The sequence below is a fragment of the Microbacterium lacus genome, assembly GCF_002812805.1.
Taxonomy (GTDB): domain Bacteria; phylum Actinomycetota; class Actinomycetes; order Actinomycetales; family Microbacteriaceae; genus Microbacterium; species Microbacterium lacus_A.
This window is the reverse complement of record NZ_NMUM01000022.1, coordinates 111,445-133,398: the sequence shown is the minus strand read 5'-3', so window position 1 is coordinate 133,398 and position 21,954 is coordinate 111,445. Positions and strand designations below refer to the sequence as shown.

At 68.7% G+C, this 21,954-nt stretch carries 17 protein-coding genes; 9 read left to right on the top strand and 8 right to left on the bottom strand.

The genetic code is table 11. The features are described 5' to 3' along the window. Positions 1–58: 58 nt before the first annotated feature. Positions 59–1,261: a Na+/H+ antiporter NhaA gene (nhaA, locus tag CGU34_RS06950; RefSeq protein WP_100813686.1), complete on the bottom strand. Its 1,203-nt coding sequence runs from the start codon at positions 1,259–1,261 to the stop codon at positions 59–61. Positions 1,262–1,453: 192 nt separating this feature from the next. Here nhaA and CGU34_RS06945 point away from each other — a divergent pair, with 192 nt between their 5' ends. Both CGU34_RS06945 and CGU34_RS06940 read left to right on the top strand, forming a co-directional pair. Then, entirely contained in the window at positions 1,454–4,129 is a 2,676-nt protein-coding gene (locus CGU34_RS06945) for a phosphoenolpyruvate carboxylase (protein ID WP_100813685.1), read from the top strand. Positions 4,130–4,290: 161 nt separating this feature from the next. Continuing rightward, a complete protein-coding gene (locus tag CGU34_RS06940) occupies positions 4,291–4,503 on the top strand; it encodes a hypothetical protein (RefSeq protein WP_036297475.1) in 213 nt (70 codons plus the stop codon). 19 nt (positions 4,504–4,522) lie between these two features. Here CGU34_RS06940 and CGU34_RS06935 read toward each other — a convergent pair whose 3' ends face one another. Beyond that, positions 4,523–5,122 carry a gamma carbonic anhydrase family protein gene (locus CGU34_RS06935; RefSeq protein ID WP_100813684.1) on the bottom strand — a complete coding sequence of 200 codons (600 nt, stop codon included), beginning with the start codon at positions 5,120–5,122 and terminating at the stop codon, positions 4,523–4,525. Between the two features lie 95 nt (positions 5,123–5,217). Next, the gene (mfd, locus tag CGU34_RS06930; protein ID WP_100813683.1) at positions 5,218–8,847 is read right to left on the bottom strand and encodes a transcription-repair coupling factor; all 3,630 of its coding nucleotides are present in this window, start codon (positions 8,845–8,847) and stop codon (positions 5,218–5,220) included. A gap of 58 nt (positions 8,848–8,905) precedes the next feature. Here mfd and CGU34_RS06925 point away from each other — a divergent pair, with 58 nt between their 5' ends. Continuing rightward, entirely contained in the window at positions 8,906–9,598 is a 693-nt protein-coding gene (locus CGU34_RS06925; RefSeq protein ID WP_100813682.1) for a hypothetical protein, read from the top strand. A 22-nt stretch (positions 9,599–9,620) separates the two neighbouring features. Here the strand turns inward: CGU34_RS06925 and pth are convergent, their stop codons facing one another. Further along, positions 9,621–10,205, bottom strand: coding sequence for an aminoacyl-tRNA hydrolase (pth, locus tag CGU34_RS06920; protein ID WP_100813768.1), 585 nt, complete (start codon positions 10,203–10,205; stop codon positions 9,621–9,623). A 90-nt stretch (positions 10,206–10,295) separates the two neighbouring features. After that, positions 10,296–10,958, bottom strand: a complete 663-nt coding sequence (locus CGU34_RS06915; protein WP_100813681.1) for a 50S ribosomal protein L25/general stress protein Ctc — start codon at positions 10,956–10,958, stop codon at positions 10,296–10,298. Positions 10,959–11,205: 247 nt separating this feature from the next. On the opposite strand from CGU34_RS06915, the gene CGU34_RS17505 reads away from it, so the two are divergent. From CGU34_RS17505 to CGU34_RS06905, 3 genes are all read left to right on the top strand, one after another. After that, entirely contained in the window at positions 11,206–11,331 is a 126-nt protein-coding gene (locus CGU34_RS17505; protein ID WP_269800292.1) for a hypothetical protein, read from the top strand. A 253-nt stretch (positions 11,332–11,584) separates the two neighbouring features. Beyond that, positions 11,585–13,012, top strand: coding sequence for an NADP-dependent phosphogluconate dehydrogenase (gene gndA, locus CGU34_RS06910; protein WP_269800295.1), 1,428 nt, complete (start codon positions 11,585–11,587; stop codon positions 13,010–13,012). Between the two features lie 110 nt (positions 13,013–13,122). Further along, positions 13,123–14,109 carry an SDR family oxidoreductase gene (locus CGU34_RS06905; protein ID WP_100813679.1) on the top strand — a complete coding sequence of 329 codons (987 nt, stop codon included), beginning with the start codon at positions 13,123–13,125 and terminating at the stop codon, positions 14,107–14,109. A gap of 71 nt (positions 14,110–14,180) precedes the next feature. On the opposite strand, the gene CGU34_RS06900 is transcribed toward CGU34_RS06905, so the two are convergent. Together CGU34_RS06900 and CGU34_RS06895 are read right to left on the bottom strand one after the other, a co-directional pair. Then, on the bottom strand, positions 14,181–14,906 hold the full coding sequence (locus tag CGU34_RS06900) for an ABC transporter ATP-binding protein (protein ID WP_198517706.1): 726 nt from the start codon (positions 14,904–14,906) through the stop codon (positions 14,181–14,183). A 30-nt stretch (positions 14,907–14,936) separates the two neighbouring features. Then, on the bottom strand, positions 14,937–16,388 hold the full coding sequence (locus CGU34_RS06895) for an ABC transporter permease (protein WP_100813678.1): 1,452 nt from the start codon (positions 16,386–16,388) through the stop codon (positions 14,937–14,939). 227 nt (positions 16,389–16,615) lie between these two features. On the opposite strand from CGU34_RS06895, the gene CGU34_RS06890 reads away from it, so the two are divergent. The 3 genes from CGU34_RS06890 to CGU34_RS06880 all read left to right on the top strand — a co-directional run bounded on the left by CGU34_RS06890 (position 16,616) and on the right by CGU34_RS06880 (position 20,417). Continuing rightward, entirely contained in the window at positions 16,616–17,344 is a 729-nt protein-coding gene (locus CGU34_RS06890) for a response regulator transcription factor (protein ID WP_036297488.1), read from the top strand. Then, positions 17,341–18,903, top strand: a complete 1,563-nt coding sequence (locus CGU34_RS06885; protein ID WP_232711573.1) for a sensor histidine kinase — start codon at positions 17,341–17,343, stop codon at positions 18,901–18,903. The genes CGU34_RS06890 and CGU34_RS06885 overlap by 4 nt, the downstream gene beginning before the upstream one ends. 122 nt (positions 18,904–19,025) lie before the next feature. After that, complete coding sequence (locus CGU34_RS06880; RefSeq protein WP_232711572.1) at positions 19,026–20,417, top strand: HNH endonuclease signature motif containing protein; 1,392 nt, start codon at positions 19,026–19,028, stop codon at positions 20,415–20,417. Between the two features lie 168 nt (positions 20,418–20,585). Here the strand turns inward: CGU34_RS06880 and CGU34_RS06875 are convergent, their stop codons facing one another. Then, entirely contained in the window at positions 20,586–21,830 is a 1,245-nt protein-coding gene (locus CGU34_RS06875; protein ID WP_306342117.1) for an IS30 family transposase, read from the bottom strand. Positions 21,831–21,954 lie beyond the last annotated feature (124 nt).

Here is a 21,954-nt window from a genome sequence, read left to right as displayed (position 1 = left end):
CCTGCATCGCCCCATCCTGCCCCACGCACCGGGGCGAGTGTCTCGCGCCGCGGGCGGGTCAGGCCAGCTGGCCACCCGTCGGCGTCGACGTCGGTGGCACTTCGACGTCGTCGGACTCGACGTGCGCGAGACGACGGAAGTGCCGGGCCCGCAGCGACACCAGCACCGCCGCGATGACCAGCGAGACACCGGAACCCGCGAGCACACCGAGGGTCGCCTCGTCGCGGACGAGCGGGTCACCCGCGAACGCCAGCTCGGACAGCAGGAGCGAAACGGTGAAGCCGATGCCACCGAGCGCTCCGGCCGCCAGAAGGTCCGCAAAGGACAGGTGGGGCGTCGCTCCGCGATTCGCGAGGCGCAGCGAGATCCAGCTGAACAGCGAGATGCCGATCATCTTTCCGACGGGGAGCGCGACGAGGATGCCCCAGAAGGCGGGCGAGAGCTGCGCGGGCGACACCATCGGGATGACGACGAGTGCGGCCGAGAACGCGAACAGGGGCAGCACGAGGCCGTTGACCCAGGGCTCGAGTGCGTGGCGCGTGCGGAGGGCAGGGCTCTGCGCGAATGCCAGCCCGAGCGCAACGCCGGCGATCGTGGCGTGCACACCGGAGAGGTAGACCAAAACCCACGTCGCGATGCCGAGCACCACCAGGATCACGGCGATCGGCACGCGCGCACGGGTGTCGAGGCGGCGGCTCAGCAGACCGAAGATCACGACGAGCACGGCGGAGATGCCCAGCAGAGCGAAGTTGACATCGGTCGTGAAGAGCACGGCGATGAACAGGATGCCGACGATGTCATCCAGAATCGCGAGGGCGAGCAGGAAGATCCGGATGCCGGAGGGCAAACCCTTGCCGAAGACCGCGAGCACCCCGAGGGCGAAGGCGATGTCGGTCGCGGTCGGGATGGGCCATCCGCGCGACGCATCCGATCCCGCGGCAAAAGCGACGTAGATCGCGATCGGGATGAGAACGCCACCCGCTGCCGCGATAGCCGGCTGGAGCGCCTTGCGCGCGGAGTTGAGCTCGCCGGCGGTGAGTTCGAACTGCAGCTCGATCGCGACGACGAAGAAGAAGATCGCGAGCAGGCCGTCCTGGATCCAGTGCCCGACCGACATCTCGAACACGCCCGGGATACCAAGGTAGGTGTCCTTGATGGCGTCGGCGCTCGCGCCGAGCGGCGAGTTGGCGACGATCAGCGCCGCGACGGCGGCTGCCAGAAGGATGATTGCGGGGAATCGGGCAGAACGAAGGAGGGCCACGGGGTCCTTTCGGTTGGGGGCCACGCGGTTACCCGCGATGGTCGGTGGGCGCGCTCGCGCGGCCGCCGACCAGACTTCCCGGCACACCAGTGGCCCAGTCTACCGGGCGCCCCGGCACCTTCCCCGAGCACTGTCGGTGCGCCCATGCCGAGCGTGACGAACCGGTAACACTCCCGCACTACCCTGAAACCCATGCCCGAACCCACACCCACCGAAGCGATCGATCTCGTCGGGCGCTTCGACGCCGGTCAGGAACTGCCCCAGTCGATGCGCGCGGACGTGCGGATGCTGGGCGCTCTGCTCGGCCAGGTGCTCCGCGAGAGCGGCGCGCCCGGCCTGTTCGATGACGTCGAGCGCTTGCGCACCGCCACGATTCAGGCCTACACCGATCCCAGCCCCGAAGCATTCGAGCGGGCCGAGGCGATCGTGGAGTCCTTCTCGGTCGAGCGGGCCGACGAGGTCGCACGCGCCTTCACCTGCTACTTCCACCTGGTCAACCTCGCCGAAGAGCATCAGCGCGTTCGTGTCCTGCGCGAGCGCGACGGGCGTCCCGAGAAGGAGAACGCGACGGACTCGATCGCCGCGGCCTTCGCGCGTCTCGCGGAAGAGGTCGGCGACGAGACCGCCCTCGACCGACTGCAGGGCCTGCGGTTCCACCCCGTCTTCACGGCGCACCCCACCGAGGCCCGCCGGCGCGCGATCTCGTCGACCGTGCGCCGGATCGCGACGCTGCTCGAGACCCTCGACTCTTCGCGGGACGGCGGTGCCGACGAGCGCCGGGCGCGCCGCCGCATCCTCGAAGAAATCGACACACTCTGGCGCACGGCGCCGCTCCGCGCTGAAAAGCCCTCGCCCACCGACGAGGTCCGCGCGATCATGGCCGTCTTCGACGAGACCCTCTACACCGCCGTGCCGCACGTGTACCGCCGCGTCGACGACGCGCTGCAGGGAGCCGAAGCCGGTCGTCGCGCGCCGATCGTCCGCCCGTTCGTGCGGATCGGCTCGTGGGTCGGCGGCGACCGCGACGGCAACCCGTTCGTCACCGCCAAGGTGACCCGCAAGGCCGCCGCGATCGCCTCCGAGCACGTGCTGCTGGGCCTCGAGCGCACCGCCTCGCGCGTCGGTCGGTCACTGACCCTCGACGCCGAGACCACTCCCCCGAGTCCCGCGCTCGTCGCCCTCTGGAACCGGCTGCGCGCCGCGGACGAAGACGCGGCCGCCGATATCGCCAAGCGCTCGCCCAACGAGCCGCACCGGCGCATCCTTCTGCTGCTCGCCCGTCGCATCGCCGCGACCCGCACCCGTGACGCCGACCTCGCCTTCCGCGACCCCGACGAACTTCTCGCCGACCTGCGGGTGGTGCAGGACTCGCTCGTCGCCGCCTCCGCCGAGCGCCACGCTTTCGGCGGGCTGCAGCAGCTGATCTGGCAGGTCGAGACGTACGGGTTCCACCTGGCCGAGCTCGAGGTGCGCCAGCACTCGCAGGTGCACCGCAAGGCCCTCGAAGAGCTCGAGGCCGGGGGCGCGCTGAGCGACACGACGGAAGAGGTCCTCGAGGTCTTCCGTGCCGTCGCCTTCGTGCAAGAACGCTTCGGCCCGCGCGCGGCCGGGCGCTACATCGTCTCGTTCACGCAGTCGGCGGAAGACCTCGCGAACGTGCGTCGCCTCGCTCGCTTTGCGGTGGGGCCGGATGCCTCCGGCCCTGTGCTCGACGTCATCCCCCTGTTCGAGACCTTCGCCGATCTGCAGGCCGCGCCGAAGATCCTGGCCGAGATCGTCACGCACCCCGACTTCGCCGCGCGACTGGACGAGACGGGTCGGCGCCTCGAGGTCATGCTCGGCTACTCCGACTCGTCGAAGGACGTCGGGCCCGTCGCCGCGAACCTCGCCCTGTACGAGGCGCAGGCCGCGATCGCCGCGTGGGCACGCGAAGAGCGCATCGAACTGACCCTGTTCCACGGTCGCGGTGGCGCCCTCGGGCGCGGTGGTGGGCCCGCGAACAGCGCGATCCTGGCCCAGCCGCCGCACTCCGTCGAGGGGCGCTTCAAGCTCACCGAGCAGGGCGAGGTCATCTTCGCCCGGTACGGCGACCCGGCGATCGCCATGCGGCACATCGACCAGGTCGCGGCGGCCACGCTGCTGGCATCGTCCCCGTCGATCGAGCGGCGGAACGAGGCCGCGGCCTCGCGGTACGCGGGCGTCGCGGCGACGATGGACTCTGCATCCCGTGAGCGTTTCTTCTCGCTGGTGCGCGCGCCCGGATTCGCGCCCTGGTTCGCGACCGTCACGCCGCTCGAAGAGGTCGGCCTGCTGGCGCTCGGTTCACGCCCGGCTCGCCGGGGACTGTCGGTCGAATCGCTCGAAGACCTGCGGGCCATCCCGTGGGTGTTCGCGTGGACGCAGGCGCGCATCAACCTCGCCGGCTGGTTCGGCCTCGGCACCGCGCTCGACGCCGTCGGCGACGAGGCTCTGTTGCGCGAGGCATACGACGAGTGGCCGCTCCTGCGCACCATGATCGACAACGTCGCGATGAGCCTCGCGAAGGCCGACCCCCGTATCGCCCGCCGCTATCTCGCGCTGGGTGACCGGGACGAGCTCGCCGAGCTGGTGCTCACGGAGATGGAATCGACGCGCGACTGGGTGATCCGCATCACCGGCGGCGGCGAGCTGCTCTCGAACAAGCCCGTACTTCAGCGCGCCGTCAAGATGCGCAGCCCCTACGTGGACGCGCTGTCGATGCTGCAGCTGCGCGCCCTGCGTGCCCTGCGCGCCTCGGCCGCGGCCGGCTCCGGGGCCGATCCCGAACAGCAGCGTCTGCTTCTGCTCTCGGTGAGCGGTGTTGCGGCGGGCCTGCAGAACACCGGCTGAGCCTCGCCCGCGTTCGGGCGACGCCGTCGCTTACATCGAGAGGACTCAACATGCCGTGCGGGTTCACTCGCACACGGCATGTTGCGTCCTCTCGGCGTCGTTCGGACGCGGCCACGCGTGGCGGTCGGACGGATGTCGGAGGCCCGGCTTAGCGTGTTCGCATGATCAAGACACGAGAAGACGAGACACGACAAGACGTCAGCGATCTCGCCGCCGAGATCTGCCCCGTCTGCGACGACACTCGCGTGCGGGTCGTGGAATTCGGATGGTTCGTCCTCGAACTCGACCGGCACGAAGAGCTGCGCGACGAGCTGTACGCGGACGAACCCGCGCTCGAGTTCCGGTGCCTGTCGTGCGGCGCCAACTGGGCGTAAGGCACGCACCCGCCAAGCCTCAATCGATGCGACGATCCTGCCGGTGGCGCGACAGGCTGCGGCCGTAGCGCTCGGTGAGCTGCACCATCAGGTCGGGTGTGTCGCGGTCGAGGCCGAAGACGTAGCCCGGGAAATCGAGTTCCTTCTGCGCGGCCCAGATCTCGTCGTGCCGGTCTGGTGAATACAGTCCGAGCGGATGCCCCACCGCGATCCAGGCGATCGGCACAACCGTCTCGGGTGGAAGTGTCGTGCGCAGGTGCACGATCGCACCGATCCGAACCTCGCAGCGGTCGCCGATCCGCGCGCCGTTGAACACACGCGTGCCCGTCGCGAGGAAGACCTCCGAGCCGATGACCGCGCCGCTCACCGTAGCGCCCGGGCCGATCAGCGTGTGATCGCCGATGTGCACGGCGTCGGCCGACGTGGCCCGGATGACCGCGTTCTCCATCACGATGACGCACGCCGCCAGCGTGATCGGGCCGCCCTCGGCCGTGATCACGGCGCCATGAAGCACCTGGCAATCGGGGCCGATCTCGACGTCACCCGAGATGACCGCGGTTTCGGCGATGACCGCCGTGGGATCGATGCGGGGCCGCGCCCCGAGGTGCTCGAACAACATGCGCTCAACCTACTCCGACGCGCGGAACGGGCACCCTCGCGCGCGGAACGGCACCCTCGACGGCCGGAACGGGCACCCTCGCGCGTCAGGGGCCGTCAGGCGGATGCCGCGGGTGCCGCCTCCTGCGGCGCACCCGTAGCCGCGGCCTCAGGAACGGGCTCGGGGAACAGAGCCGTCAGCAGCTGCCCGGTCCAGGCGATCAGCTCGTCGTCCGGCAGCGCATCGTTGCCCGACCGCGGCATCGGCACGACGAGCGCCTCGCCGCCCGACATGAGCTTCGCGCCGGGATACAGCCGCTGCATCCGTACGCGCAATGAGTCCGGCAGGTGTGCCGGGGCAACGCGGAGGTTCGGACCCATCGCGACGACGTCCGTCAGCCCCGAACGGGCGGCACGACGACGCAGGCGGGCGACCGCAACGATTCCCGTGACCTCGGCGGGCGGCTCGCCGTAGCGGTCGCGCAGCTCTTCGACCACGAGGTCGATCGCATCGGATGCCGCGGTCGCCGTCGCCGCGGACGAGAGCTTCTGATAGGCCTCGAGCCGGAGACGCTCGCTGTCGATGTACGACTCGGGGATGCGGGCGCGCACCGGCAACTCGAGCCGCAACTCGGTCGGCCCCTCGATGTCATCGCCGCGGAACGTTGCCACGGCCTCGCCGATCATGCGCAGGTACAGGTCGAACCCCACGCCCGCGATGTGTCCCGCCTGCTCGGCACCGAGCAGGTTGCCGGCCCCGCGCAACTCGAGGTCCTTCAGCGCGACCTGCATACCCGAGCCGAGATCGTTATTGACCGCGATGGTCTCGAGCCGGTCGGCTGCGGTCTCGGACAGCGGCTTCATGTCGTCGTAGAGGAAGTACGCGTACGCCCGCTCGCGGGCACGACCGACGCGCCCACGCAGCTGGTGCAACTGCGACAGGCCGTACTTGTCAGCGCGGTCGATGACGATCGTGTTGGCGTTGGAGATGTCCAGGCCCGTCTCGATGATGGTCGTGCAGACCAGCACATCGAATTTGCGTTCCCAGAAGTCGTCGACGACCTGCTCGAGCGCGTGCTCGCCCAGCTGTCCGTGCGCGACCGCGATGCGCGCCTCGGGCACGAGTTCTGCCAAGTGCGCCGCGACCCGCTGGATCGACGAGACCCGGTTGTGCACGTAGAAGATCTGCCCCTCGCGCAGCAGTTCCCGCCGGATCGCGGCGGCGATCTGCTTGTCGTTGCGCGGCCCGACGTAGGAGAGGATCGGATGCCTGTCCTCGGGCGGCGTCGCGAGCGTCGACATCTCACGGATGCCCGTCACCGCCATCTCGAGCGTGCGCGGGATGGGTGTCGCACTCATCGCCAGGATGTCGACGTTGGTCTTGAGTTTCTTCAGAGCGTCCTTGTGCTCGACCCCGAAGCGCTGCTCCTCGTCGATGATGACGAGCCCGACATCCTTGAACGACACCTTTTCGGTCAGGATGCGGTGGGTGCCGATCACCATGTCGACCGAGCCGTCCTCGAGCCCTGTGACGATCTCGCGCGCCTCTTTATCGGTCTGGAACCGTGAGAGCGCCCGGACGCGCACGGGGAACCCGGCGAACCGCTCGGTGAAGGTCTCGAGGTGCTGCTTGACCAGCAGCGTGGTCGGGACGAGCATCGCGACCTGCTTGCCGTCCTGAATCGCCTTGAACGCGGCCCGCACGGCGACCTCGGTCTTACCGAAGCCGACATCGCCCGAGAGCAGGCGGTCCATCGGGATGGGCCGCTCCATGTCGGCCTTGACCTCGTCGATCGTCTGCAACTGGTCGGGCGTCTCGGCGAAGGGGAACGCCTCTTCGAGCTCACGCTGCCACGGGGTGTCGGGACTGAAGGCGAACCCCTTGGCCGACATACGCGCCGAGTAGAGCTTGACGAGCTCGACGGCGATGTCGCGGACAGCCTTTCGGGCCTTACCCTTCGCCGCCGCCCAGTCGCTCCCGCCCATCTTTGACAGCGTCGGGGCCTCTCCTCCGACGTACTTCGACAGCAGATCGAGCTGATCCGTCGGCACGAAGAGCTTGTCGCCCGGGAAGCCGCGCTTGCTCGGGGCGTACTCGACCACGAGGTATTCGCGCTTGGTCTTGACGGGGTTGCGCCCACCCGACGAGACCTCACGCTGAACCAACTCGACGAACCGGCCAATGCCGTGAGTGGAATGAACCACGAAGTCACCGGCCTTGAGCTGCAGCGGGTCGACGACGTTCCGCCGACGCGACGCCAGCTTTTTGACCACCCGCGAGTCCGCGCTAATCGTGCGCCCGTAGAAATCGGATTCGGTGAGCACCGCGATCTTCGCGTCGGCGAATGAGAACCCCGCCTCGATCGGCGCCTTCACGAGCATGGCGACGCCCGCCTCGGGAGCATCGACGAGATCGTCCACGACCCGCGCCGCGAAGCCGCGCTCGGAGAGCACATCGCGCGCGCGATCGACCAGGCCCGAACCGGCAGCCGCGACGACGACGCTCCACCCGTCCGCGAGCAGGTCGCCGACGTGCGCCGTGGCGCCGTCGATATTGCCGTGGAACGAGGGGATGCCGGCTCCCGGGAAGCGGACGGCGGATGATTCGCCCTGCTCGAGCACTCCGTCCGCAGCCGCGTCAACGGCCCCGGAGTCGAAGGCACTCAGGGTCCACCAGACTCCCCCGCGCTCGGCCGATGCCGCGCGCAGGTTCGGCAGGGTCAAGAAGTCGCCCTTGCCGAGGTCGATCGGCGTGTCGGCGCCCGCCGTCGCGGCACTCCAGGCCGCCTCGAGGAACTCGCGGTTCGTGTCCTGCAGCGTGATCGCGCGCGCGACAGCGCGTTCCGGGTCGACGAGGGCCACGGCGGTCCCCGCCGGGAGGTAGTCGACGAGCGGCACGATGCCGTCCGCGAGGACCGGCGTGAGGGACTCCATGCCCTCGACGGCGATGCCCTCGGACATCCGCTCGAGCATTCCCGCAAGTCCCGGCAGCTCGCCCTGCAGCGCACGGGCCCGCTCGCGCACCTCGGCGGTGAGCAGCAGCTCTCGACTGGGCGGCAGGGCGATCGAATCGATGGCGCCCGGCAGTGAGCGCTGATCGGCGACGGCGAACGCGCGGATCTGATCGACCTCGTCGCCGAAGAACTCGACGCGGCACGGGTGATCGGCGATCGCAGGGAAGACATCCAGGATGCCTCCGCGCAGCGCGAACTCCCCGCGACGCGAAACCATGTCGACGCGCGTATAGGCGAGCTCGACGAGTCGTTCGGCCAATGACGTCAGGTCATGGCCGCGGGTGCCGACCGCGAGCTCGACGGGCCGGACGTTCTCGAGGCCCGAGGCAATCGGCTGGAGCGCCGCCCGCACCGAAGCCGTCACGATGAGCGGCCGTGAGCCGTCCCACTCTGCGACCCGACGCAGCACCTCGAGTCGGGCACCCACGATTTCAGGGCTCGGGCTCAGGCGCTCGTGCGGCAGGGTCTCCCACGCGGGGAACGACAGCACCAGGGCGTCGGGCAGGTAGGCCGCGAGCGAGGGGCCGAGCTGGTCGGCTCGACGTCCGGTCGGCGTGATCGCGAGCAACGCGGGCGGACGCCCCGCCGCTGCGCGCCGCTCGACGAGGGCGGAGAGGACGGGGGCGACGAGGCCTTCGATGAGAGAGAGGTCGGCGTCGCGGGAGGCCTCGTCGAGGCCCTCACGGAACGCTTCTGAGCGCGCCAGGGCGCGCGTGATTCCGTGAATTGACACGTGACCAGTCTACGAGCCCCCACCGACACCGCGCCGTTCCCGACCCTAGGATGAGGGCATGAGCGACCAGACGCCGCCCACGGATGAGCCCCCCGCGGGCGACTATCCATCCCCGCCGACCACGCCGCCCGCCGCGCCGCCGTTTGCGCAGCCCGGCGCGGCTCCGGTAGCGCCGCCGGTCGCCCCACCCGTCGCTCCTCCGGTTCCCCCGTACCCGAACCCGCCCTACGCGGGCGGACCGTATCCGGGCCCCCAGCATCCGTCTCTCCCCGGTCCGAACGCCGGCTACCCACCGACCGGCATGTACCCGGGCACCTATCCGGCGGCGGGAGCACCCGCCGCCGGACCCACCGCGAAGAAGCCGGGTGGGCTCGGACTGGTTGCGCTGCTGCTCGCGCTCGGTGCCGCCGTGGTCACGCCGATCATCGGTGCCGTCGCCGCATTCCAGGTCGGCACGGGCCTCTCTTCCCGTTTCGAGACCATGCCCAGCACGGCGTGGGAGGACCTCTCGTTCCTCTCCCCCGTTCGCGAGTGGGTGCTGCTCGGCGAGATCGCCTTCTGGGCCGGCACGGTGCTGGGCATCTGGGCGATCGTGCAGGGCATCGTCGCGATCGCGAAGCGCCGCGGGCTCGGCACCGGCATCGCGGCCGTCGTGGTCGCGGTCGTCGGGCTCTTCATCTTCGTCACCACCGTCTACGGTGCCGGCCTCGCCGGGATCGCGACGGGCGCCAGCTCCGGCATCGGCGTCTGACGCCCCGGGGGTAGGAAGAGGGCTACTCGCGGGGCGCGTGGTACCGCTGCTGGGCCGCGAGCAAACCCTCGCCGACGACCAGTTCGACAGCATCCGCGGCATCCCCGATCAGGAGTGGCAGCTGCGCTCTCTCGGCCGCACCGAACGGGTCGAGAACCCAGTCCGCCGCATCCTGGCGGCCGGGAGGCCGCCCGATCCCCACGCGAACGCGGGTGAACTCGGGCGTGTCCAGGGCCTTCGCGACATCGCGCACGCCGTTGTGACCGCCGTGCCCGCCGCCGACCTTGAGCTTGATGGTGTCGAACGGGATGTCGAGCTCATCGTGGACGACGATGACCCGATCAGCCTCGATTCCAAAGAATGCCGCAAGGCCCGCAACCGGTCCACCCGAGACGTTCATGAACGAGTTCGGCTTCGCCAGCACGAGCTTCGCTGAACCCGGCGCGAGCCATGTCTCTGCCACCCGCGCATTCGCCCTGTGGGATTTGAACGTTGCGCCGCGGCGTCGGGCGAGTTCATCGACGACCATCTGCCCGACGTTGTGACGCGTGCTCTCATAACGCGGACCCGGGTTGCCGAGCCCCACCACCAACCACGCGTCAGCCACGCCCACTCCCTCTGTCGATGCCCTCATGCACGGAGCCCGCCCCCACCGTATCGGCGAGAGCGGGCTCCGGTTGCGCGGTTGCGCGGTTGCTTATTCGGCGGACTCGTCCTTGGCTTCCTCGGCCTCGATGGCCTGAGCCGCGGACACGGCCGCGTCGAGCTCGGCGATCTCGTCCTCGGCCGCAAGTGTCGCGGACGGAACGGAGATCGCGACGATGAGCGTCTCGGGGTCGACGATGAGCGATGCCCCCCGGGGCAGCTTCAGGTCGGCAGCGGTGATGTGCGTGCCATCCTCGAGTCCCTCGACGTCGACCTCGATGCGCTGCGGGATGTGCGTGGCTTCGACCTCGAGCAGAACCGTGTTGGCGTCCTGAGCGGCGAGGGTTCCGGGCGCGGGCTCACCGATGATCGAGATCGGCACGTCGACCTGGATCTTCTCGCCCTTCTTCACCACGAGTAGGTCGATGTGCTCGATGATCTGGTGCACGGGGTCCTTCTGGACGTCCTTGACCAGCGTCAGCTGCTGGGTGCCCTCGACATCGAGCTCGAGCACCGCGTTGGCGCGACGCAGCAGCAGCGCGACCTGGTGACCCGGGAGGGCGACGTGCACGGGCTCTTCGCCGTGGCCGTAGATGACGGCCGGGATCTTGCCTGCGGCGCGGAGGCGACGGGCGAAGCCCTTGCCGAAGCTGGTGCGAAGCTCGGCGTGGACCTTGGTGTCGTCCTTGGTATCTGCCTGGGTGTCTTTCGACATGATGAATCTCCTTGTGGGCACGCGACGGGATCCGTCACGTAGGTCTGGGGTTCTCGACTCAAACGCCAACGCGGGAGGAGTGCCACCAGGGCCCACATCGCCACGTCGATCACGGATGCCTCGCGCAGACGGACGACCGCGCAACGACATCCCTCGCCGAGGGTGCACACCATCCTACCGGAGATGCCTGTAGCGTGAATACACCCGGCCTCACCCTCCCCGGCCCGACCCACCTCCGGAGCAGATCATGATCGACGGCGTATTTCTCTCTCACGTTCTCGTGTGGTCCATCGGCGCGTTGACCGCGGTCGGTGCGGTCCTCACGGCTGGCGCGTTCTGGTCGATGGGCCGATCGGGTTACCGCAAGGACTGACCCGACGCGGCGCGGGATCACTTCCGCCGCACGGCGCGAAGGACAGCGCGATAGCCTGGATGCGTCCCCTCTAGGAACGCAAGGAGCGCGCGTGTCGCAGAACGATCCGTCCCCGCAGGTCAACACTTCGACGGACCGGGAGGACTCCCCCGGCTCCGCACCGGAGCACGAGGGTGCGCCCCGCCCGGAGGATGTCGACCGCGATACGGCAACCCCCTCCGGCCCCGGTGAGGATGGCGCAGCCGTCGCCAACATCGGCGTTGTCGGGCTCGCCGTCATGGGCTCGAACCTCGCCCGCAACCTCGCTCGCCGCGAGGGTAACACGGTCGCCATCTACAACCGCAGCCGCGACAAGACCGAGCACCTCGCCGAGCAGCACCCCGAGGCGGGCTTCGTACCCGCCTTCGACTACGCCGAGTTCGCCGCCTCGCTGCAGAAGCCGCGCGCCGCGCTGGTCATGGTGAAGGCCGGCCGGCCGACGGATGCCGTGATCGACGAGCTCGTCAACGTTTTCGAGCCGGGCGACATCATCATCGACGGTGGCAACTCGCTGTTCACCGACACCATCCGCCGCGAGCGCGCCGTCCGCGAAACCGGCATCAACTTCGTCGGAATGGGTGTCTCGGGCGGAGAAGAGGGCGCGCTCGAGGGCCCCTCGCTGATGCCCGGTGGTTCGGACGAGTCGTGGGTCAAGCTCGGTCCCATCCTGCGCTCGATCGCCGCGGTTGCCGAGGGCGAGCCGTGCGTCACGCACATCGGCCACGACGGCGCGGGGCACTTCGTCAAGATGGTGCACAACGGCATCGAGTACGCCGACATGCAGCTGATCGCCGAGGCGTACGACCTGATCCGTCGTGGCACGGGCAAGTCCCCCGCCGAGATCGCGGATGTCTTCGCCGAGTGGAACATGGGCGAGCTCGAGTCGTACCTGATCGAGATCACCTCCGAGGTGCTGCGCCAGGTCGATCTCGACACGGGCAAGCCGCTCGTCGACGTGATTCTCGACCAGGCCGGCGCCAAGGGTACCGGCGCGTGGACGGTGCAGACGGCACTCGACCTTGGCGTTCCCGTTTCGGGTATCGCCGAGGCGACGTTCGCGCGTTCGCTCTCGTCGCACCCCGAGCAGCGCTCCGTGGCCCGCGACATGCCGGGCGCCGAAGAAGAGCTCGAGCTCGAGGACGAAGACGCCTTCATCGAGGACGTGCGCCTCGCACTGTTCGCCTCGAAGATCGTCGCGTACTCGCAGGGGTTCGATGAGATCCGCGCCGGAGCCGCCGAGTACGACTGGAACATCGACTTGGGTGCCGTCTCGAAGATCTGGCGCGCCGGCTGCATCATCCGCGCGCAGTTCCTCAACAGGATCGCGGATGCCTACGCCGAAACCCCGGACCTGCCCGTGCTGCTCACGGCGCCGTACTTCGTCGACGCTTTGACCCGCGCGCAGGGCGCGTGGCGCCGGATCGTCTCGGCGGCGGCGACCGCGGGCATCCCGGCTCCGGCTTTCTCGTCGTCCCTGGCCTACTACGACGGGCTGCGCGCAGAGCGCCTCCCGGCCGCGCTCATCCAGGGTCAGCGCGACTTCTTCGGCGCGCACACCTACAAGCGCATCGACAAGCCCGGCACGTTCCACACGCTGTGGTCGGGCGACCGCACCGAGATCGAGGCGACCGACACGCACTGACCCGCGGGTCTCGCACGACGCATCCGTGTCCCCCTTTCGCTCGTTATCAGCTGTGCTGAGCGAGTGAAAGGGGGACACGTTTCGTGGGGGCCGGGACTAGGGTCGGGCACATGCGAGTGCTCTTCATCGGCGGGACCGGAACCATCAGCGCGGCCTGTGTGCGGGCGGCGGTCGGGGCAGGACACGAGGTCAGCGTGCTCAACCGCGGTTCGGGTCGACAACCTCTTCCCGCGGGGGTGCGCGAGATCGTCGCCGACATTCGCGACGAGGATGCTTCGCGCCGGGCGATCGGTGGGCAGGACTTCGACGTCGTCGCCGACTTCCTGTCGTTCACGCCCGATCACGTCGAGACCGTCCTGCGGCTCGTGGAGGGGCGCTGCGCCCAGTACATCTTCATCAGCTCCGCCTCCGCGTACGACAAGCCACCCCGGCGCCTGCCCGTGACCGAGTCCACTCCGCTGCGAAACCCGTACTGGCAGTACTCACGCGAGAAGATCGCCTGCGAGGACATGCTCGTCGGCGCCTACCGCGACCGCGGGCTGCCGGTCACGATCGTCCGACCCTCGCACACCTACGACCACAAGCTGTTGCCGACGATGGGCGGCTGGACTGACATCGCGCGGATACGGGCGGGCAAGCCTGTCGTGGTGCACGGCGACGGCACGAGCCTGTGGACCCTGACCCACAGCGATGACTTCGCCGTCGCATTCACCGGACTGCTCGGCGCACCCCAGGCGATCGGCGAGGCCTACACGATCACGGGCGATCACGCCCCGACGTGGAATCAGATCTACGGATGGCTCGCCCAGGCGGCGGAGGTAACCGAGCCGCGGCTGGTGCACATCGCATCCGAGACGATCGCCGTGTTCCGTCCCGATCTCGGCCCGGGACTTGTGGGCGATAAGGCGCACTCGATGGTGTTCGACACCGCGAAGATCCGAGCCCTGGTCCCCGAGTTCCGCACGACCGTGCGGTTCGACGAGGGGGCGCGCCGCATCCTGGCCCACTTCGACGCGAATCCGGAACTGCAGCGGGTAAACCCCGAGCTCGATGCCGCGTTCGACCGCATGGTCGCGCACGCGGACTCTGCCGGCTAGGAGCACCTGTACCGCCCGTCCCGCCGCCGAAGTGGGACACACATCCCGAAAAGCGGGACATGAAGGATGGGTCAGCGCGTGATGTCGCGCACCGAGCCCTTCTCGAGCCGCAGGCGACGCTTGGCCCGCCGCGCTACCGCCGAGTCGTGGGTGACCATGATGAGAGTGAGCCCGGACTGGTGCAGCCCCTCGAGCAGGCGCAGGATCTCGTCGCGCATGCTCTCGTCGAGGTTTCCCGTGGGTTCATCGGCCAGCAGCACGCGCGGGCGCTTAACGATGGCTCGGGCTATCGCGACCCGCTGCTGCTGACCACCCGACAGCTCACCCGGGCGGTGATCGCCGCGGTCAGCGAGACCCACGTGACCGAGCGCCTCGGTCACCCGCTCCACCCGCTCGGCCTTCGACAGGCCCAGCGGCTCGAGCCCCATGTCGACGTTCTCGTGCGCCGTCAGGGTCGGGATGAGGTTGAACCCCTGGAACACGAAGCCGATCTCGCGCGCCCGCAGCGCACCGAGCGCCGCGTTCGAGGCGGACGCCATATCGGTCTCACCGAGCATGACCGACCCCACGGAGGGACGGTCCAGCGCGCCGAGCAACTGCAGCAGCGTCGACTTTCCGCCACCGGTCGGACCCTGGATCGTGATGAAGTCGCCCTGATCGATCTCGAGGTCGACCTTGTGCAGTGCGCGCACCTGGCGACCCTTCTGCTGGTACGTCTTCCCCACGCCGGTGAGGCGATACAGGACGGATGCCGGGGCACCCGGGTTTGCGTGGGCCTCGGTGTCGATCATTGTCATCGTCTTTTCTCCTGTCGTGTCAGTCATGGATCAGCCCACCGAACGGAGAGCTTCGGCCGGGCTGAGCCGGGCCGCGCGCCAGCCGCCGAACGCTCCGGCGATGAGGCCACCGGCAACGGCGAGCCCGATGGCCGCAGCGATCACCGTGGGGGTCAGTGGCGCACTGAGCACCACTTCCGTTGCGGTCTGTGCGGTCGCCGCTCCGCCGAAGCCGCCCATGCCGCCCCCGCCCATGCCACCCGGGCCGGTCTGCGTGGTCGTCTCGGCCGCCGTCGAGATGGTCGGCGAGATGATGTTGATCGTCAGCACTCCCGCAAGTCCGATCGCGAGTCCGACGACACCGCCGATGAGGCCCTGGACCAGCGACTCACCCGCGACCTGGCCGACGACGCGGCCGTTCGACCAGCCGATGGCCTTCAGCGTCCCGAATTCGCGGGTACGGCGGGAGACACCCGAGATCGTGAAGAGCACCGCGAGCATGATCGCGACGGCCAGAACGATGATCGAGAGCCACGTGCCGAGGTTGCTGATGAGAGAACTCGCGCTCGACAGCGATCCCGAGACGGACGAGGCCAGATCGGACTGCGAGCTCACCGTCGCCTCCGGGAGCGCTTCGGCGAGTTCGGCCTGCACGGTGGTGATCGCGTCGGATGAATCGGCCTGCACGTACACGGTCGAGATGACGTCCCCCACCCCGGAGAGGGTCTGCGCCACATCCAGCGGCAGGTAGACGTTGGCGGCGGTGTCCGCCTCGTTCGAGGTGGACGCGATGACACCGACGATCTTCATCTCGGTACCGCCGACATCGATCATGTCGCCGACCGCGAGTTCGTTCGTCGCGGCATATGTCGAGTCGACGATGGCGACGTTCTGTCCCACGTCGTCGGCGTCGAGGGCCCGGCCGTCCTCGAGGGTCACGGCCGAGAGGGGCCCGACCGACACGGCCGAGGGGTCGATGCCGAGCACCGTGAAGGACTCCACGTCGAAGGCGCTTCCGCCCGCGCCATCCGCTCCCCCTGCCGGCGGGGCGCCGCCCTCGCCGGGCTGTCCCATCTGCGACATGTCGGGCATCTCGCCCGAGAAGGTCGTGTTGGTCAGGCTGAGCGCACCCGATGCTCCCGAGACGCCGTCGAGCGACTCGACCGTCGTGAGGGTCGAGGCGTCGAGGGTTCCGCGCATCCGATCGGCCATGAGGCGCGACTGGCTGAGCGAGGTGGTGCCGTCGGATGTCTCCCCCGCACCATCCTCGAATTCGAACTGCGACCCGCCCCCCTCCCCAGGTTCGGTTGTCGCGCCCGTGACCGTGAGGTCGGTGCCGACGCCGTAGATCGACTCGAGCGCCTGTGCCTGCGCGTCGCGCACCCCGGCGGATAGCGAATTGACGATGATGACGAGCGCGATCGCAACGCCGAGCCCGGCAGCCACGATGATGGTCTGCTTTCGGCGGCCCGCGAGCTCGCGACGTAGATAAGTCCCGTACATGTCTCTCCTCCTGTCCGGCCCCGCGACCGGATCGGGATCGACGCTAGGGAGAGCACTGATGTAAGGGTGAGGACCTACTTATGGGTTCCTTATGTGCGCACATCGCTCTGGTGAAAAACGACCTACGGTGTGCTGGGGATGTGAGGTGGGCACTATCCGCCCGATTCACAGCAAACGCATATCCGCACCCATAGGAAGCACATAGACTTCGGTCCCAGAATCAACACATGACTTCCGCCGCTCCCGCCCTGCACCGCCCCGATGGCACCGCCCTGCGCATCGCCGTCGTCGATGACGAGCAGATGCTCACCGACCTGCTTTCGATGGCCCTGCGCATGGAGGGATGGGAGGTCAAGACCGCGGCGAGCGGCTACGAGGCACTGCAGCTCGTGCGCGACTTCGAACCCGACGCTCTCGTGCTCGACATCATGATGCCCGACCTCGACGGCATGGCCGTGCTCCAGCGCCTGCGCCAATCGGGCGACGACGTGCCCGTCCTCTTCCTCACCGCCAAGGACGCCGTAGCCGACCGCGTCGCCGGGCTCACGGCGGGGGGCGACGACTATGTCACCAAGCCCTTCAGTCTCGAAGAGGTCGTGGCGCGCCTGCGCGGACTGATGCGTCGCGCCGGTTCGGCATTCGCCGACGAGGCCGAGCCGATCCTGCGTGTGGCCGACCTGTCGCTCAACGAGGACAGCCACGAGGTCGAGCGGGCCGGCGCGCAGATTGAGCTGACCGCGACCGAATTCGAACTGCTGCGCTTCCTGATGCGCAATCCCCGCCGCGTGGTCTCGAAGGCGCAGATCCTCGACCGCGTCTGGAACTATGACTTCGGCGGACGCTCGAGCGTCGTCGAGCTGTACATCTCGTACCTGCGGAAGAAGATCGACGCGGGTCATCCGCCGCTCATCCACACGGTCCGCGGCGTCGGATACATGATCAAGGCGCCCCAGTGACGAGCCCCACTCCGGTGAAGGCGGAGGTGTCCGAGACGGATGCCTCCGCTTCGCCGTCCTCGGCGTCCTCGGCGCCCTCTCGGGCCACCCCGGGAGCCAAGCGCCCGCGCGCACCCTGGACCCTGCAGCGGCGCCTGATCCTGACCGTCGTCGGGATTGTGTCGATCATCCTCGTCCTGGTGTCGATCGTCACGAGCGCCGTGCTGGGGCGGGTGCTCGAGGGCAACGTCGACGCCCGGCTCGGGAGCCTCGGCTCGGAGGCGCTCTCACTTCCGCCCGGGTTTCCCGGTAGTGACGCAACGGCCTACCAGATCCTCGAAGCGGGTCGACAGGAGTCCGGATTCCTTCTCGTGCTGAGCGACTCGAGCGGTAACCAGACGGGTGCCGTGGTCGACGAGACGCGTGAGGTAGCCGCGCTGTCCGCCACGCAGATCGAACGCGTACTCGACGCGGTATCCGCCGATGGCCCGACGACCGTGAACGTGGGCAACGACCTCGGCGATTATCGCGTCATCGCGGTCGTGAACCGCGACAGCCGCGAGGTGGTCGGGGCCGTCGGCCTGTCGCTGGAAGAGGTCCAGAGCACGATCGCCAGCCTGCTCACCGCGACCGCTCTCCTCACCGCCGGGGGGCTTGTGCTTCTCGGCGTCGCGACGGCCTGGACCATCCGACGCGGCCTGAAACCGCTGCGTGCGGTCGCCGATACGGCGTCGCGCGTCGCTCGGCAACCCCTCGACCAGGGTGAGGTGTCGATCTCGGAACGCGTGCCCGCCGCCCAGGCCGACGACCGCACCGAGATCGGCCGTGTGGGAGCGGCACTGAACACGCTGCTCCATCACGTCGACGCATCCCTCGACGCCCGCCAACGCAACGAAGAGCGGATGCGCCGGTTCGTCGCCGACGCGAGCCACGAGCTCCGCACTCCCCTGGCCTCGATCCGCGGGTACTCAGAGCTGTCCCTGCGCGACCGCTCGCTGAGCGAAACCAGCGAGCAATCACTGCAGCGCATCCAGGCGCAGTCGCTACGGATGACGGGGATCGTCGAGGACCTGCTGCTGCTCGCGCGCCTCGATGAGGGGCAAGAGCTCGTCTACGGCACGTCCGACCTGTCTCGCCTCGTCGTTGAGGCCGTCGGCGACGCCCAGGTCGCGGCACCCGATCATGAGTGGAGCATCGAGGTCGGCGACGAGCCCGTGCAGATCGCGGGCGACACCGCACGCCTGCACCAGGTCGTGGCCAATCTGCTCGCGAACGCCCGCACACACACCCCGGCCGGGACACACGTGACGACGAGCGTTGCGCGCGAAGGATCCGACGCCGTCATTCGCGTGCAGGACGACGGCCCGGGAATCGACCCGGCGCTTCAGGCCGAGCTGTTCGAACGCTTCTCGCGCGGCGACACCTCACGCGCCCGCCAAACCGGCGGCTCGGGCCTCGGGCTGTCGATCGTGCGAGCGATCGTCGAGGCGCACGAGGGCACGATCTTGATGCGGAGCGTTCCGGGCGACACCGAGTTCGAGGTGCGCCTGCCGGCGAAGCCGCTCGACCCCGAGGTCTGAGGCCGGTCGCCGGGGCGCGGCGGAGGAGGGTGAGAGAACTCTCATCCTGAAGTCCCGTTTTGAGCCGGAGATACGTGTTTTTCGGGCTTTGAATGTCGGAGGCCATCCGTAGAGTATCGAACATGAGTTCGAATCAGACCATGAACGTGGAGGCGCTCGACAACGCCCCCGTGCTCGGTCTGGTTGAGGGAATCGTGGCGCTGCGTCAGCAGGCCGCCCAGGTGCACGCGGCGGAGGTTCGGTTGCTCGCCGGGGCGGGCCAGCTTGCGGCGTCGCGTTCGGCGGTGTTGCGGTCGGACTCGCGGGAGAGGGAGATGCACCTCCGCTCCATCGCCGCAGAACTCGCCCTCGCGGTGCGCGCATCCGACCGCACAGTGCAACGCCAGATCAACGACGCCGTCGTGCTCGCCGAGGATTTCACGCCAGTGCTCGAAGCCCTCGAAGCCGGGCGGATCTTCGTCGGCCACGCCCGCGTGATCGTCGACGCGGGCACCCCGATTCAGTGCCCCGAGGCGCGGCTCGCTTTTGCTTCCGAAGCGGTCTCCCGGGCGGAGAACCTTTCGCCGTCTCGCTTGCGCCCCGCAGTGGAAGCTCTCGCCGAGCGGCTCCAGCCCCGCACCGTCACCGAACGACACCGCGACGCCCGCGCCGACCGCGCCGTCACCGTCACCGACCGCGCGGACGGAATGGGCGAACTCACCTACGTCGGCCCCGCCACCCTCGTCCACGGCATCTACGACAGGCTGACGCAACAAGCCCGAGCCGTCCGCAACGCCGCCGCCCAGCCCGGTGCGTCCTTCGGGCCCGCAGCCGTCGCCGCGAGCACGGACACCGCCCCGACGGGTGGTGCGGGTGCCGAGACCTCTGACTGCACGCCCGAGCTCACCCCTGACCCGCGCACGATTGACCAACTCCGCGCCGACATCTTCGCGGACATGCTGCTCACCAGCGCACCCCAAGACGACCCCACCATCGCGGCGGACCCGTCGCTCGGGTTCGGTGGACTCGGCGCGATCAGGGCGATCGTGCACGTCACCGTCCCCGCCCTCTCCCTCGCCGGCCTGAGCGACGACCCGGCCGAACTCGTCGGCCGCGCCCCGATCGACATCGACACCGCCCGTTCCCTGGCCGGACGCGCCTCAGGATGGGATCGGGTTTTGAGCGACCCGGTGACGGGCGGCATCCTCGCCGTCGACCGCTACACCCCCAGCGCCGACCTGAAGAGATTCCTCCGCGCCCGCGACGAACACTGCCGATTCCCCGGCTGCCGCCAACCCGTCCACCGCTGCGACATCGACCACGGCCAAGACTGGGCACTCGGCGGAACCACCTGCGCCCACAACCTCCACCACCTCTGCCGCCGACACCACACCCTCAAACACGCCACCCCCTGGCAGGTCCGAAACCTCGGCGGCGGGGTCCTCGAATGGACCAGCCCCACCGGCCAGATCTACATCGACCACCCACCCTCCCGCATCCGCTTCACCCCAACAGGACCGCCGCCACCCTTCTAGGCACCACCATGCCTGGCGCACGGGACGCCCCGGTCGTTGAGCGAGCACAGCGAGACGAAACGACAACCCGCGCCCGCACACACGTTTCGACCCGTCACTGCGCTCCTCACTCAACGACGAGCCAAACCCGCCGAACTGTCACAAACTGCTGCATCCGAGTCGGCGGTTTCAGGTGGCTAGTGCAACACCGTTGATCAGTTCGTTGATCATGTCAGCTGGTTTCCGGTAGCCCAAGGTGCGGCGTGGTCGGATGTTCAGCAGCCGCTGTGTCTCGGCAAGGTCGTCGTCGGTGACCTCGTTGAAGTTCGTGCCCTTGGGGTAGAAGTCACGGATCAGGCCGTTCGTGTTCTCGTTCGTGCCTCGCTGCCAGGGCGAGTGGGGGTCGCAGAAGAACACCTTGCAGTCGCTGGCGATCGTGAACGCGGCGTGCTCGGCCATCTCTGCGCCTTGGTCCCACGTGATCGTGCGAGTCAGCGTCGCGGGGAGTTCCGCGATCATGCTGGCAAGCACGTCGGTGACGGTCTTGCTGTCGCGCTGCCCCGGCAGCCGGCCCAAGAGCGTGAACCTGTGCTTGCGTTCGACAAGTGTCACGATCCCGGAGTTGCCGGGCCCAACGACGAGATCGCCTTCCCAATGCCCTGGCACCGCCCGGTCCTCGACTTCAGCGGGACGATCGGTCAGTCGTGCCCCGTCCAGCCAGGGGCGACTGGACCGGCGCGGCAGCTTCGACTGCGGGACCCGTGTTGTTCGTCCGGACCGCAACGCCTTCTCAACCGTCAGCTCGTGTCGTAACGCGCCCTTGCCTTGCACGTAGAGCGCCTGGTAGATCGTCTCGTGCGACACGTGCATCTCCGGGTTATCGGGAAACAGCAGCTTCAACTCGCCCGCGACCTGTTGCGGCGAGTACTTGTCGTTCAAGCGTGACACGACCGCCGCTCGCACCGCGGGCTGTTCCAGCTTTCCCGGCCGAGACCGCGGCCGCGCCGCTAACGCCCGATAATGCGCGATACGCGCGTCATAATGACGCGTCTCCCAGTGCTGCACCTGGTGCGCGCGGATCTCGCGAGAGACCGTCGAGGCCGACACCCCGAGCTCCGCCGCGATCCGTCGAACCGACAGCGGCGGACGCATCGCCAGACCCGCCTGGATAAGCGATCGGTCCGCCAGCGTGAGGCGCCGATACTCGCGATCACCACCCTCACCGATCACGGCATCCATCGGCATCGGCCGCGCACCACCGCCTCGACCCATCATCAGTTCCACGCCCGCGAGCCTGGCCCACAACTTCACCACGCTCATGCTGACACCCAGCGTCGGCGCGAACTCGAGCGCCGAGCGACCAGCAATCAGGCCGCGAACCGCCTCCGCGCGCATCGCCCACGGAACCTTCCTCGACACAACACCCTCCTCCATGAAGGCGTTGCGCTAAGAACCTGAAACCGCCCACTTGGATACAGCGTTCTGTGACAGCTCGATGACTCCGCGCCCGCACAAACGTTTCGACTCGTCGCTGCGCTCCTCGCTCAACGACCGATAA

Bases quoted from the DNA above. Each gene is read 5' to 3' on its own strand.
- CGU34_RS06935 (WP_100813684.1), bottom strand. From the start codon at position 5,122: ATGTTGTTCGAGCACCTCGGGGCGCGGCCCCGCATCGATCCCACGGCG.
- CGU34_RS06940 (WP_036297475.1), top strand. From the start codon at position 4,291: ATGATCAAGACACGAGAAGACGAGACACGACAAGACGTCAGCGATCTC.
- CGU34_RS06925 (WP_100813682.1), top strand. From the start codon at position 8,906: ATGAGCGACCAGACGCCGCCCACGGATGAGCCCCCCGCGGGCGACTAT.
- CGU34_RS06945 (WP_100813685.1), top strand. From the start codon at position 1,454: ATGCCCGAACCCACACCCACCGAAGCGATCGATCTCGTCGGGCGCTTC.
- CGU34_RS06880 (WP_232711572.1), top strand. From the start codon at position 19,026: ATGAGTTCGAATCAGACCATGAACGTGGAGGCGCTCGACAACGCCCCC.
- CGU34_RS06895 (WP_100813678.1), bottom strand. From the start codon at position 16,388: ATGTACGGGACTTATCTACGTCGCGAGCTCGCGGGCCGCCGAAAGCAG.
- CGU34_RS06890 (WP_036297488.1), top strand. From the start codon at position 16,616: ATGACTTCCGCCGCTCCCGCCCTGCACCGCCCCGATGGCACCGCCCTG.
- CGU34_RS06900 (WP_198517706.1), bottom strand. From the start codon at position 14,906: ATGACAATGATCGACACCGAGGCCCACGCAAACCCGGGTGCCCCGGCA.
- CGU34_RS06915 (WP_100813681.1), bottom strand. From the start codon at position 10,958: ATGTCGAAAGACACCCAGGCAGATACCAAGGACGACACCAAGGTCCAC.
- CGU34_RS06875 (WP_306342117.1), bottom strand. From the start codon at position 21,830: ATGGAGGAGGGTGTTGTGTCGAGGAAGGTTCCGTGGGCGATGCGCGCG.
- CGU34_RS06905 (WP_100813679.1), top strand. From the start codon at position 13,123: ATGCGAGTGCTCTTCATCGGCGGGACCGGAACCATCAGCGCGGCCTGT.
- CGU34_RS17505 (WP_269800292.1), top strand. From the start codon at position 11,206: ATGATCGACGGCGTATTTCTCTCTCACGTTCTCGTGTGGTCCATCGGC.